Origin of the sequence: Microbacterium jejuense, assembly GCF_019511665.1 — a bacterium.
GTDB classification, from domain to species: Bacteria; Actinomycetota; Actinomycetes; order Actinomycetales; family Microbacteriaceae; genus Microbacterium; species Microbacterium jejuense_A.
Genome location: NZ_JAEUAW010000001.1, coordinates 52,084 through 65,812, shown reverse-complemented (window position 1 = coordinate 65,812; position 13,729 = coordinate 52,084). Strand labels below are relative to the sequence as shown.

The following is a 13,729-nucleotide window of genomic DNA, read 5'->3' as shown; positions in this document are numbered from 1 at the left end:
CCGACGCGATCATTCGGAACGGTGGAGAGCAGCATCCGCGTCGACCGTGACGGGCACGGCTCCGCGGGATCCGGGGGGATCGTATGTCTGCTCGACCGTTGGTTCGTCGTGTGTCCGGAACGCCGTGGCAGGCACGGCCGGCCGTTGTGATCGTCACGGTGCTGGCGGTGATCGCCGGCCTGGTCATGCCGCTGACGGCGGCACCAGCGGCATGGGCCGCAGCGGGGAGCCTCGTCAGCGGATTCGTGTGGGCCGACGCGAACCGCGACGGCGTGCGGGAGTCCACCGAGCCCACGCGATCCGGGGTCACCGTGCAGCTGCTGTCGTCGCCCGGCGGCGCAGTGGTGGCGACGACGACCACGAACGCGGCCGGCGTGTACAGCTTCGCCAACGCCGCGGACGGGGACTACGTCGTGCGCATCGACGCTCCGGGGCCTTTCGTCTTCCCGGCGGCGACGAGCGGCGCGAACGACTTCGTGCGGGCGGGAGTCCCCAACACCGGCGAGCCCGAGCGCGGGGTCACGGCGCCTTTCACGATCGCCGGCAGCACGCAGGTCACAGGCCTCGATGCCGGACTGCAGCCGATCGCGAACCTGGTCGTCGCACGCCTCCCGGAGGCGAACGGATGCGAGGGGTTCGCCATCACCGGCATCCCGCCGTTCGACGAGGTCGAGGGCCCCGGACAGGACACCGGGCCGGGCAACTGCGTCGTCCGCACGCGCGACACCGTCATGCAGTCGTACTCGGTGTCGCTCACCGGCCTGCCCACGGGCGCCTCGGTGCCGAACGTGGTCGCCGAGTTCACGGTCTCGTCCCCGGACGGCGCGTCGCTGGAACTGGCCGGCCCCGGGACCAACGGGATCCCGGCCGGATGCCTCGCCGCCGAGAACGGCGCGAACCCGCCCTCGTCGCGCACCCTCAACGCCGACGGATCGATCACGGTGAAGTGCAACCTGGGCACGATGTCGTCCAACGTCGCGGCCGTGCAGTTGGCGTACCGGTTCACGACCGACACGCCGATCCCCTCGCACGCGAGCATCGCGATGCACGCATATGCCGGCGGCGGCGAAGCCGGCACCTCGAACTCGGTGTCGGGGCCGACGGTCGAGGTGACCGGCACCGCTCGGTGGGATCTGGAGAAGATCGTCTACCCCACGAACGGAAACGTCGCGGCCGGGCCCGACTTCACGGAGCTCATGATCGACGGCGTCGCGACCCAGGGCTACCTGGTGCGGTACCAGTTCAACATCACCGACACGCTGGGCGGAGCCGGCGGGGCGGAGCTGTCCTGGCCGGTGACCTTCACCGATGTCATGCCCGAGTTCCCCGGTGCGCGCATCACCGAGTGCCGGCCGACCAACCTCGCCGACAACGCCGGACGGTCGGCGTGGACGCTGACATGTCCGAGCCAAGCCGAGACTCAGGGGGCTGACGGCTGGCAGCTCAGCATCCGGCCCAACAGCGGGGTCGGCGGAGACACGGGTGTCGGACACATGGTGATGACCGTCTTCGTTCCCCTGGATGAGATGAATCGTGCCATCGACCCGGCGTGGGAGCCGGGCGACGACCTCCCTACGGGCACGTTCGACTTCGCCAATCGCGCCGAGGGCACCGACCACTGGTCGCTCAACGGCGGCGCGCTCAACTACGGCGACGGCCACGAACCGGGCTGGGACGGCACCGGCAACAACCTGGCGGTCCGGGTGGCTTCTGCCGCCGCCCCGCAATGGGACCTTCAGAAGGTGTTCATCGGCGGACCCTCGTACGGCACCGAGACCGTCAACGGCGCCGCGGTCGACGGCTATTACATCTCGTACCGGCTGACCGTTCGCGACCTCGCGGGGTCGGACAACGTGGGCCCCTGGCTTGATCGTCCGGTGACGTTCCGCGACCGGCTGGTGAGCCACCCTGGCGCCGTCCTGGTGTCATGCTCCCCCGTCGGCGCACTCAACACCGGCACCCCGACCTGCGAGACGGGCGTGCAGCCGACGGATGGCTGGGACATGAGCTTCGTCCCGAACCAGGCGGGCTTCAACCTCCGGCTGGGGCAGTTCGACGCACGCATGTTCATCCCGATGACCGCGCTGCCCGCCGACCCCTGCACGTCGAACGTCACGCTGGACCTGCGCAACGAGGCGATCGGCTCGGAGCACTGGACGGTCGACGGGCAGCCCAACAACGGGACCGGATTCGAGCCCGGCTGGGACGGCACGAACGCCACCGGCAACAACGTCGACGTGCGCAGCGTCCGCCCGTCGGCCAGCGACTGCGGCACCCTGACCGGAGACAAGCAGTACATCGCCACCGAGACCGGCGGCGCATACGGCAGCGACCCCAATCAGTTCCGGGCCTCGTACGCGGGGCACACGCTCAACACAAGGGTCAGTCTCAACGCCAGCAGCAATCGCGTCTCGGCTACCGACATCGTGCTCTGCGACGTGTTCGACGTGTCGACCCAGTTCATCCGGCCCGGAGGGCAAGCCTGGATCTCGGCGTCCGGCTCGGTCGATCCGGCCGACTACGTGATCGAGTACGCCGTCGGTCCCAACGAGGTCGACACCCAGGCAGGGCCGTTCAACACGTCGGTCAACCTCTTCCCGAGCGACACCAGTTCGCTCACCGACGCCGCTGCCGACTGCCGAGGCTTCGCCGGCCCGTGGTCGAGCGAGCCGACGTCGTTCGGCGAGGACTGGCGCGATCACGTCAACATGATGCGCGTGCGGCCGATCACCGCCGGGCTCACGGAGGTCGGCCCGTTCAGCCTCAACCTGTGGTCGGGGCTGCAGGTCCGGCCCATCTACAACGGCGGGCCCGATGCCGGGGAGGTCATCCCCCACCGCATCCGCCTGTCGAACGCCGGCGGATGGCCGACGGCGGGTAGCGGCTGGGCGACCACGCTGCGCGAGCGGCGCTTCGAAGGTCCGGAGCTGGCGGTCGACAAGACGGTGAGTCCCACGCAGTACCTTCCCGGCGGCACCGCCATCTGGGACCTGAACGTGCTGGCGAACCGGACCTTCGCGGGCATGACCATGCTCGACGTGGCCGTTGTCGACACGATCCCGCCGGATCTGCACTTCGACCCCGTATGCACCCAGGCGCGACTGCCACAGGGCGTGACGATGAGCTACGACGCGGCCACACGCAAGGTGACCTTCCTCGGCGGAGACGTTCCCATCGTCAGCACGGGGGTCAACCAGTGGATCTTCCACCCCACCGCCGCGGGAGCGCGCCACCTGCAGATCTGCACCACCGTCGACACGCTGGCGCAGCCCGGCGAGACCTACGTGAACACCATGCAGGCGACGGCCACGAACTCGACGAACGCGCCCACCGACACGGCGACGATCCAGGTCGTCGGGTCGGGCCAGATGGGCATCTCGAAGCGGGTCGACAAGCCCTTCGTCGCCAGCGGAGAGGAGTACTCCTGGACGCTGGACTGGGGCAACACGTCCACCGTGCTGACGTTCCAGGCTCCCGACGTCATCGACGTGCTTCCGTGGAACGGCGACGGCGCGGGCGGCGCGCTCTCGCGCCGCGACCAGTACTCCTCGGACTATCAGGGGCTGGCGCAGCTGGTCGGCCCTCTGTCGGCACCGACCTACATCCGTCCCACCGGCGGGGGTGAGGTGCCGGGCACCTGGTACTACACGACCGCCGCCCCGTCGACGATCAACCACGACCCGCGGGACGGCTCCAACTCCGATCCCGCGGCCGCGGGCGGGCGATGGCTGACCGCGGCCGAGGTGGCGGACTTCGACGATGTGACCGCGGTGCGCTTCGTGTCGAGCTCCCCGCTTCCGACCCAGTCCAGGGTGCGTGCCGAGATCCCGGCGGTCTCGACAAGCAATCAACTCGACAACGTGTACGTCAACCGGGCCATGATCTTCTCGCCGACCTTCGAGGATCAGCCCCTGCTGTCGAACGAGCCGTACGTGCTGATGCCCGGGTTCACGCTCGGTGACCTGGTGTGGAGCGACCGCAACGGCGACGGCCGGTTCGACGCCGATGAGCAGGGCGTGGCCGGTGTGACGGTGCAGGTGCTCGACGACGACGGCGACATCGTCGGCACGGCCGTCACCGACGCCGACGGCCGCTGGTCGGTCGAGGCGCTGCCTGCGGGCACGTACACCGCGCACATCCCGGCAGCGATGTTCCAGACCGGCGGTCCGCTGGCAGACCACGTGGTGCGGACGGTCGCCTCCAGCGACGCGCTCGACCCCAACGAGGGCGCCGACAACAACAACACGGCGAGCGCGGATCCGGCGGCCTCCGGCTTGACCAGCACGCCGGTCACGCTGACCTACCGGTACGCCGGCGACGACCTGGCCGGCGGCAACGGACCGGCTGACGACAACGTCGCAGGGCTCGGGAGTCCTCTGCTCCCCGACGACTTCACCGCCTTCACAGTCGACCTCGCCGTCATGCCCACGCCCGGGATCGACATCGAGAAGTCGACCAACTTGCAGGATGCCGACACGCCCACCGGTCCGTATGTGACGACGGGCGGCGCGGTGGTGTGGACCTACGTCGTGACGAACACGGGAGGCGTGGACCTCAGGGACATCACGGTGACCGACGACAAGGTGGACGCCGCCGACATCGACTGCGCCGGCACGGGCGGCAACGTCATTCCCGGACCGCTTGCGCCAGAGGCATCCCTCACATGCGTCGCGACCGGCGTCGCGACGGCGGGCCAGTATGCGAACACCGGCTCGGTCACCGGGTCAGACCCCACGGACGTCGAGGTGACCGACGAAGACCCGTCGCACTACTTCGGCGCGGCGCCCTCGGTCGACATCGAGAAGGCGACGAACGTTCAGGATGCCGACGGGCCGACCGGCCCCCTGGTCACGGCGGGCGGCGACGTGCGATGGACGTATGTGGTCACCAACACGGGCAACGCGCCGCTCACGAATGTGACCGTCACCGACGACCAGGTGGATGCCGCCGACATCGACTGCGACGGCACTGGGTCGAACGTCATCGCGGGGCCGCTCGCAGCGGGGGCGTCGTTCACATGTGTCGCCACCGGCACGGCGTCGCTCGGCCAGTACGCCAACCTCGGCAGCGTCGTGGCCACGGGCCCGGGCACGACGGATGTCGAGGGGAATCCGGTCGCCGGCGTGCAGGTCGACGATGACGACCCGTCGCACTACTTCGGCGTGCAGCCCTCGGTCGACATCGAGAAGGCGACGAACGCCCAGGACGCCGACGAGGCGCCCGGACCGCTCGCGGCGGTGGGAGGCGACGTCCGGTGGACCTATGTGGTCACGAACACCGGCAACACCGCTCTGACCGACGTGACCGTCACCGACGATCTCGTGGCTGCCGCCGACATCGACTGCGCCGAGACCGGAAGCAACGTGGCGCCCGGACCGCTGGAACCCCAGGGGTCCTTCACGTGCGTCGCCACCGGCACGGCGGTCGCCGGACAGTACGCGAACACCGGCACCGTGACGGGAACCGGTCCCGCGACCACCGACGTCGACGGCGAGACCGTCCCCAGCGACGAGGTCACCGACAGTGACCTGTCGCACTACTTCGGTGCGAACCCGGCCATCGACATCGAGAAGGCGACCAACGACGAGGACGCCGACGAGCCGACCGGCCCGCTGGTACCCGTCGGCGGCGGTGTCGAGTGGACGTACGTGGTGACCAACACCGGCAACGTGCCGCTCACGAACGTCACCGTCACGGACGACCGCGTGGAGCCGACCGACATCGACTGCGACGAGACCGGCGGCAACACCGTTCCAGGGCCGCTCGCACCGGGTTCTTCGGTCACCTGCGTCGCGACCGGGGCGGCCACGGCTGGCCAGTACGCCAACCTCGGGGCGGTGACCGCGACCGGACCCGAGACGACGGATGTCGACGGCGAGCCGGTGCCCGGGGTGGAGGTGGGGGACGACGACCCGTCGCACTACTTCGGCGCCGCCCCCGCGATCGACATCGAGAAGGCCACCAACGGGCAGGACGCCGACCAGGCGCCCGGTGTCGCGGTGCCGGCGGGCTCGATCGTGGAGTGGACCTACGTGGTCACCAACACCGGCAACACGCCGCTCGCGGATGTGACGGTGACCGACGACAAGGTGCCGGCGTTCGAGATCTGGTGCGACGGCACCGCGTCGAACGTCTTCCCCGGGCCTCTGGCCCCGGGCGAGTCGTTCACGTGCGATGCACACGGCATCGCCGTGACCGGCGCCTACGCGAACGTGGGGACCGTCACGGCGAAGGTTCCGGGCACCGAGATGTCCGTCACCGACGACGATCCCTCGCACTACACCGGCACAGCGGTGCCGCGCGCGTTGCCCGCCACGGGCGGGGCGGTTCCGATCGTCGCCCTCGGCGCCGGACTGCTCGCGACGCTGTTCGGCCTGGCGCTCGTCGTGGTCACGACCCGGCGCCGTCGCGCCTGACAGCGCGAACGACACGGGGGCTGGGCGCGAAGGCGCTCAGCCCCCGTGGCGCGCGCCGCGCGGCGGCCGGCAGTCGAGCCCGCCCTCTGAAGCCCGCGCAGCCGGACTGCCGAAAGTCCCGATTGACGGGCCTCTCCCGCGGGCGTATACCGGACGCGCAACCGCACCCGAGGTTCCGAGGGGAGTGATCGAAATGCCTGAGTTCATGGACGTCCACCACGGGATGGTGGGCATCACCGCCGATGCGCTGAAAGCGGCGCACGACGCTGACCTGGCGATCCAGGGCGAAGAGGAGGTCACGTTCAAGACGGCCTGGGCGGACCCCGAGACGGGGGTCGTGTTCTGCCTGTCGGAGGCGCCGTCCAAGGAGGCCGTCATGCGGATCCACGAGCGCACCGGGCATCCGGCGGACGAGGTCCACGAGGTACCCCTCGTCGTCTGACCCGCCGTCGTCAGTCGGTCTCGGGCTCGCCCGAGAGGAGGCCGCGCAGCCAGTCGCGCGCCTCGACGAACACGTCGTCGGCGTAGCGCTCGGGGTAGTGCACGACGGCGCGGTCGGCACGCGGATACGACCCGAGGAACGTCACGCGCGGGCTGAAGCGGCGCAGTCCCATGAGGGCGTCGGCCATGCGCTCGTCCTGCAGGTGCCCGTCGGCATCGACGACGAAGCGGTACCGGCCGAGCTCGTCGCCGATCGGACGCGACGCGAGCAGCGACAGGTTGATGCCGCGGGTGGCGAACTGCTCCAGCATCTCCAGCAGCGCGCCGGGGTGGTCGTCCGGCAGCTCGACGATGAGGGACGTCTTGTCGGCGCCCGTCGGGGCGGGCGGCACGACCGTCCGTGCGACGAGCACGAAGCGCGTCACGGCGTTCGGGTTGTCGCCGATGTTCGAGGCGAGCAGCTCGAGCTCGTGGTGCTCGAGGATGCCGGGAGGCGCGATCGCGGCATCCGCGTCGCTGGATCCGTCGAGCAGGCTCATCGCGCTCGCCACATTGCTCGCGGCGGGCACGTGCGAGTGCGCGGGCAGCTCGCGCGACAGCCACTGCAGGCACTGGGCGTACGCCACGGGGTGCGCGGCGATGAGCCCGACGTCCTGCAGCCGGGCTCCCGGCCGGCCGACGAGCACGAACTCGACGGGCACGAGGTACTCCCCCACGATCCGCAGTCCGGGAATCGTCGCCAGCGCGTCCTGCGCCGTCGACACGCCGCCGTCGACCGAGTTCTCGATCGCGATCATCGCCGCGTCCGAGCGGCCCTCGACCACGTCGGCCAGTGCTTCGCCGACGTTGCGGACCGGACGCCAGTCGCGCCCGCGCGCCTCCGGCACCTGCGCGAGCGCGGCTTCCGTAAAGGTTCCGGCCGGTCCCAGGTAGCTGTATGTACGGCGGACGGGCGCCTCGGCACCGGGGAGGTCGGAAGTCACGGAACCACCCTAGCCCGCGGCATCCCTTCCCCTCCGCGTACCGGACGAACGTCATCGGCCGTGCATCCGGCCGAGCGGACAGGCAGACTAAAGGGATGAGTCGCGCAGGACAGCCCGCCGAACCTTCCGACCTCATCGACATCGATGAGCTGATCGCCGCGTACTACGACATCGCGCCGGACCCCGCCGTGGCCGAGCAGCGTGTCGTGTTCGGCACGAGCGGCCACCGCGGCTCGTCGCTGACCGGCAGCTTCAACGAGACGCACATCCTCGCCACGACGCAGGCGATCGTGGACTACCGCCGCACGCAGGGCATCCAGGGGCCGCTGTTCCTCGGCCGCGACACGCACGGACTGTCGCTGCCGGCCGAGCGCAGCGCCATCGAGGTGCTGGTCGCCAACGGCGTCGACGTGCGCGTCGACGCCCGCGACTCGTGGGTGCCGACGCCCGCCCTCAGCCATGCGATCCTCACGTACAACCGCGGGAGGGATGCCGCCGACCCTGGCCGCGCAGACGGCATCGTCGTCACGCCCAGCCACAACCCGCCCCGTGACGGCGGCTTCAAGTACAACCCGCCGAACGGCGGACCTGCCGACACCGACGCCACCGAGTGGATCGCGGACCGCGCCAACGAGCTGATCGCCGCCGGCCTGGAGGGGGTGAACCGGACGCCGTTCAAAGACATCGACGGCGACCGGCTCGGCGACTACGACTTCCGCGACGCGTATGTGCGCGACCTCGCGAACATCATCGACCTCGAGGCGATCCGCCGCGCGGGCGTGCGGATCGGCGCCGACCCGCTGGGCGGTGCGTCGGTGGAGTACTGGGCCCTCATCGGCGAGATGCACGGGCTCGATCTCACCGTCGTCAACCCCGACGTCGACCCGACATGGCGCTTCATGACGCTCGACTGGGACGAGAAGATCCGCATGGATCCGTCGTCGCCGTCGGCCATGGCCGGGCTCATCGGCCGTCGCCACGAATACGACGTCCTCACCGGGAACGACGCCGACGCCGACCGCCACGGGATCGTGACGCCCGATGCGGGACTCATGAATCCCAACCACTACCTCGCGGTGGCGATCGACTACCTGTACTCGCACCGACCGGAATGGCCGACGGACGCCGCGGTCGGCAAGACCCTCGTGAGCTCGATGATCATCGACCGCGTCGCGGCATCGCTGGGGCGGCCGCTCCTGGAGGTGCCGGTCGGGTTCAAGTGGTTCGTGCCCGGGCTGCTCGACGGCTCCGTCGCGTTCGGCGGCGAGGAGTCCGCGGGGGCGTCGTTCCTGCGGTTCGACGGCAGCGTGTGGACGACCGACAAGGACGGCATCCTGCTGTGCCTGCTGGCGTCCGAGATCATCGCCGTGACCGGCAAGACGCCCTCGCAGCGGTACGCCGAGCTCGAGGCCGAGTTCGGAGCCTCGGCCTACCAGCGGGTGGATGCCCCGGCATCCCCCGCGCAGAAGGCGGCGCTCGGCAAGCTCGCCCCCGAAGCTGTCACCGCGACGGAGCTGGCGGGCGAGCCCATCACCGCCAAGCTGTCGCACGCGCCGGGCAACGGCGCGGCCATCGGCGGACTCAAGGTGCAGACCGAGCACGCGTGGTTCGCCGCGCGTCCGTCGGGCACCGAGGACGTCTACAAGCTCTATGCCGAGTCGCTGCGCGGCCCCGAGCACCTCGCCCAGGTGCAGGCCGAGGCCCGCGACGTGGTGTCGCAGGCGCTCGAAGGCGCCTGAGGCCGACGCCGCCTACGCAGAAGCCCTCCCGCCGATCGGCGAGAGGGCTTCTTCGTAGGGACGGATCAGGAGCGCACGGCACCGCGGCGACGGGTGAACAGCACGTACAGGCCGAGCACGATGATCGAGCCGAGGATCGACCCGATGATGCCCGAGGGCTGCAGGAAGCCGCCGTTGGGGTCGCTGCCGAACAGCAGGAATCCCAGGAAGCCGCCGACGAACGAGCCGACGATGCCGAGCACGATCGTGAGCAGGATGCCCATGCTCTGCTTGCCCGGGATGAGGGCGCGAGCGATGAGACCGGCGATGAGGCCGATGATGATCAGGCCGAGAATTGTCCAGAGCATGATTCCTCCTTCGTCTCTCGGACGCCTACGGGGGTGCGGCGCCCGGTCTGAGGTGTCCATGACGCTACCGCGGGGCGATTCCACCGGGATTGCCCTACCCAAACGGGCGCGAACGCGGTATATTCCCGCGCCGCGCGAAGCGACTCACAGGGCGATGGGGATCTGCGTGGTCAGCAGGCCGACATCGGCCAGATAGCGCTCCAGGGCGGTCGTCGCGACTCCGGTGGCCACGGAGTTGCCCTCGACCGTCGAGATCTCGAGCAGGAGGTCGCGCGCAGACCAGCCGGGCGCCTGCTCCTGCAGGTGCCTGCGCGTGGCGGGCAGCAGCTTGTCGCCGAGCGCCCACGTGGTCCAGCCGGTGAGGACGACGACCTCGGGATTGACGACCGCGACGAGGTCGGCGAGCGCCGAGCCCAGGTAGTAGGCGGTGCGCGCGATCGTCTCGTCGACGGCGGAGTCGGGCTCCGCACTGTCGGCCGCGCGCGCGAGCGCGGCGATGAAGTCGCTCTGCGCCTCGAGCCGGACGAGGGCGTGGCCCGGGTCGATCTCGCGGAGCGTCTGCTGGATGCCGGGCACCCCGACGTACGCCTCGACGCAGCCGTGGCGCCCGCAGCGGCACCTCCTCCCGTCGAGCACGAGCAGCGAGTGGCCCCACTCGCCCGCGGAGTTCGTCGCCCCCCGCAGGATGCGGCGCTCGAGCACGACCCCCGCGCCGACGCCGGTGCCGAGGTTGATGGTGGCGAGACTCGAGACGTACCGCCCGCGGCCGAGCCACAGTTCGGCGGTCGCCATGGCCTTGAGCGGATTGTCGATGACCAGCGGCATGCCCACGCGCTCGCGCAGGCGGTCGAGCTCGACCTCGTGCCACGTCCAGTTCGGCACCACGACCGACACGGTGTTCGGACCCTGCACGAGACCGGGCAGTGAGACGCCCACGCCGAGCACCTCGTCCCGTCGCACGTCCCCCTCGGCCAGCACGAGCTCCACGGCGCGGCCGATGCCCTCGACGACCGAGTCCGGGTCCAGCACGTGCTCGTCGCGCGCGACCTGGGCGTGCGCGAGCTGGTTGAGCGCGGCGTCGAACACGACGGCGCGGATGTACGTCTCGGCGACGTCGACGCCGACCACGCGGCCGCGCGCGGCGTTCATCGCGAGCGTCGCCGTCGGACGCCCGATGCGCCCCGCGGTCACCTTCGTCTCGACGACGATCCCCTCGCCGATGAGGTCGCCCACGACCGTCGCGACCGTCGCCGGGCTGAGCCCCGTCGTCTGCGTCAGCTCGTTGCGCGTCGTCTCACCGGCCGACAGCACCGCATGCAGGACGTCCAGCCGCGAATCGCTGCGGATGTCGCGCGACGTCCGTCGAAGCACCCCCATGCTCACTCCTGCACCGTCGAATCCCGCCAGTATGTCACGCGCCGTGCACGACCCGGCCGTCGGGCAGCCCCTCCGCCCGCAGCCGCGCCGTCACCGTCCCGTGCGGGCGGACGTACACGATCAGGCGCCCGTCCCGCGTCGCCCGCGCGGCGGTCGCGTACGGCGTGACATCCGCCAGATCCCCGTTCTCGACACCGAGCAGGTCGCCGCCGTCGACGACGACCTCGACGATCCGGTCGTCCCGCGCAATCGCGCCCGCCGCGTCGCGCAGCACGCACTCGATCTGCAGCACGCCGTGGAGCGGGATGCCGGCGGCCGTGCACGCCGCGACGGCATCGGCCGGCGGCATCCACACCTCCGCCTCGATGCGAACGGCCTCACCGCGGGCGACGAGCTCGTCGCGGGCGACGACCTCCCCGCCCCGCCGGGACTCCAGGACGAGCGCCTCCGCGCGGGGGTGCGCCACTGCCGTCCAGTAGCCGTGGGCGTCGTCGCGCACAAGCGGGAGCTCGTCGCCGTCGCACGACAGCGAGAGGTCGTCGCCGTTCGCGAAGGCCAGGACCTCGACCGGGCGGGGGTCGGCGGCATCCCATGCGCGTCCGACCGGGTGCGACCAGAAGTCGGCTCCCGCGCCTTCGGCGTGCGGACGCGTCACGAGGTGCGCGACAGGTTCGTCCGACCACCAGCTGCGCCGCAGGTGCCACGTCTGCTTCTCGAAGCCGGCCAGCGTGAGCAGTCCGGCACCCGATCCGTGGATGGGCCACCCGTGGGCCTCGCCCAGGTAGTCGATCCCGGTCCACAGGAACTGGCCGGCGATGAAGTCGTGGTCGGTGACGGCGCGCCACTGCGCGTAGCCGTGCCCGTTCTCGCTGCCGAGGAACGGCACGGCGGGGAAACGCTCATGGTCGTCGGCGTAGAGGTGCTCCTTGTAGTTGTAGCCGACGACGTCGAGCTCGGCGAAGAGCCCCGTGCGGCTCGACAGCTCGGGGAAGGCGGCGGCGAAGGTGACCGGCCGCGTCGGGTCGGCGCGCCGCGTGATGCCGGCCAGCCTCCGGGCGATCGTCGTGAGGCGACGGACGTCGGGACGGCTCGGGTCGTACACGCGCTCGGCGGCGGGCTTGTTCGCGTCGTTGTTGCCCGTCATCTCGTCGAACAGCGGGCTCGCGTACGGATCGTTCGGGTAGTCGACCTCGTTGCCGATGCTCCACGCGATGATCGACGGGTGGTGCCGGTGCGCCTCGATCATGGCGACGAGATCGCGCTCGTGCCACTGCGGAAAGTCCTTGGCGTAGCCCTCGTGGCGGGGCGGGTACACGTTGTGCCCCTGCCACCACTTGTTCTTGGGGTTCTCCCACTCGTCGAACGCCTCGTCGATGACGAACAGCCCCAGCGCATCGCACAGTGCGTACAGCTCGGGCGCGTGCGGGTTGTGCGCCATGCGCACGGCATTGGCGCCCATGCGCTGCAGCGACAGCAGGCGCCGCAGCCACACCGCGGCCGGCACCGCGACGCCGAGCGTTCCCGCGTCCTCGTGCAGGCACACGCCCTTCAGCACGCGCGGCTCGCCGTTCACCGAGAACCCGGTGTCGGCATCGAACGCGATGGTGCGGATGCCGGTCACGAGCTCGTACGACGCGCGATGCTCCTCGCCATCGGCGTCCCACACGAGGGTCGTGGTCAGCCGGTACAGGTGCGGGGCGGTGTCGGACCAGGGCTCGGGATCGAGGACGGTGGCCTGCAGCGTGAGGTCGGTCCGCCCCGCGGCGGGGACCACCGCGTCGGCGGCGAACTCGTGCACGCGGTCCGACGTGAGCGAGCGGAGCTCGTGCCGGACGCGGACGGCGACGGGTGTGCCGGCGTCGGAGGCGAGCGCATGGGTGATCCGCAGGGTCGCGGCTGCGGCATCCAGGGACTCCGTCGTCACGACCGTGCCGTGCTCGCCGAGCCGCACCGCCTCGTGCACCTGCAGTGCGACCATCCGCGTGATGCCGGAGCCGTTGTACCAGCGCGCGTCCGAGATGTCGGTGTGCTCGACACGGACCGCGATGACGAGGTCGTCGTCGGGTGCGTACTCGAGCAGCTCGGTGAGATCGAACGAGAACGGCACCCAGCCGGACGGGCGCCCGCCCAGGTGGTACCCGTTGACCCACACGTCGGCGTTCTTGTAGACCCCCTCGAACGCGAGTCGCACGTGCTGCCCCGGCTTCGCCGCCAACTCGCGCAGCGAGACGTGCGCCCGGTACCAGCCGATGCCGCCCGGCAGATACCCGGTGCCGCTGGAGGCGGAGCGGTCGAACCCCAGCTCGACGCTCCAGTCGTGGGGCACGCGGACCGCGCGCCAGGCCGAGTCGTCGTGACGCTTGGACCACGCGTCGCGGTCGTCGGCGAGCGCGAACGCCCAGTGCTCTACGGCGAAGCTGCGCATG

Annotated in this window: 7 protein-coding genes; 3 read left to right on the top strand and 4 right to left on the bottom strand. The window is 70.7% G+C overall.

Annotated elements, in window-relative coordinates:
- Positions 1-110 precede the first annotated feature (110 nt).
- Positions 111-6,416: a DUF7507 domain-containing protein gene (locus tag JNB62_RS00215; RefSeq protein WP_308291683.1), complete on the top strand. Its 6,306-nt coding sequence runs from the start codon at positions 111-113 to the stop codon at positions 6,414-6,416.
- Positions 6,417-6,609: 193 nt separating this feature from the next.
- Positions 6,610-6,858, top strand: a complete 249-nt coding sequence (locus tag JNB62_RS00210) for an SCO4226 family nickel-binding protein (protein ID WP_220298872.1) — start codon at positions 6,610-6,612, stop codon at positions 6,856-6,858.
- A gap of 10 nt (positions 6,859-6,868) precedes the next feature.
- Here the strand turns inward: JNB62_RS00210 and pheA are convergent, their stop codons facing one another.
- The gene (gene pheA, locus JNB62_RS00205) at positions 6,869-7,840 is read right to left on the bottom strand and encodes a prephenate dehydratase (protein ID WP_220298871.1); all 972 of its coding nucleotides are present in this window, start codon (positions 7,838-7,840) and stop codon (positions 6,869-6,871) included.
- A 95-nt stretch (positions 7,841-7,935) separates the two neighbouring features.
- Here pheA and pgm point away from each other — a divergent pair, with 95 nt between their 5' ends.
- Positions 7,936-9,579 (top strand): phosphoglucomutase (alpha-D-glucose-1,6-bisphosphate-dependent), encoded by a 1,644-nt coding sequence (gene pgm, locus JNB62_RS00200; RefSeq protein ID WP_220298870.1) that lies wholly within the window; start codon positions 7,936-7,938, stop codon positions 9,577-9,579.
- Positions 9,580-9,644: 65 nt separating this feature from the next.
- Here the strand turns inward: pgm and JNB62_RS00195 are convergent, their stop codons facing one another.
- The 3 genes from JNB62_RS00195 to JNB62_RS00185 all read right to left on the bottom strand — a co-directional run bounded on the left by JNB62_RS00195 (position 9,645) and on the right by JNB62_RS00185 (position 13,728).
- On the bottom strand, positions 9,645-9,926 hold the full coding sequence (locus tag JNB62_RS00195) for a GlsB/YeaQ/YmgE family stress response membrane protein (RefSeq protein WP_220298869.1): 282 nt from the start codon (positions 9,924-9,926) through the stop codon (positions 9,645-9,647).
- A 144-nt stretch (positions 9,927-10,070) separates the two neighbouring features.
- Complete coding sequence (locus JNB62_RS00190) at positions 10,071-11,303, bottom strand: ROK family transcriptional regulator (protein ID WP_220298868.1); 1,233 nt, start codon at positions 11,301-11,303, stop codon at positions 10,071-10,073.
- Between the two features lie 34 nt (positions 11,304-11,337).
- The gene (locus JNB62_RS00185; RefSeq protein WP_220298867.1) at positions 11,338-13,728 is read right to left on the bottom strand and encodes a glycoside hydrolase family 2 TIM barrel-domain containing protein; all 2,391 of its coding nucleotides are present in this window, start codon (positions 13,726-13,728) and stop codon (positions 11,338-11,340) included.
- Position 13,729: the final 1 nt, after the last annotated feature.

Bases quoted from the DNA above. Each gene is read 5' to 3' on its own strand.
- JNB62_RS00210 (WP_220298872.1), top strand. From the start codon at position 6,610: ATGCCTGAGTTCATGGACGTCCACCACGGGATGGTGGGCATCACCGCC.
- JNB62_RS00185 (WP_220298867.1), bottom strand. From the start codon at position 13,728: ATGCGCAGCTTCGCCGTAGAGCACTGGGCGTTCGCGCTCGCCGACGAC.
- pgm (WP_220298870.1), top strand. From the start codon at position 7,936: ATGAGTCGCGCAGGACAGCCCGCCGAACCTTCCGACCTCATCGACATC.
- JNB62_RS00190 (WP_220298868.1), bottom strand. From the start codon at position 11,303: ATGGGGGTGCTTCGACGGACGTCGCGCGACATCCGCAGCGATTCGCGG.
- JNB62_RS00195 (WP_220298869.1), bottom strand. From the start codon at position 9,926: ATGCTCTGGACAATTCTCGGCCTGATCATCATCGGCCTCATCGCCGGT.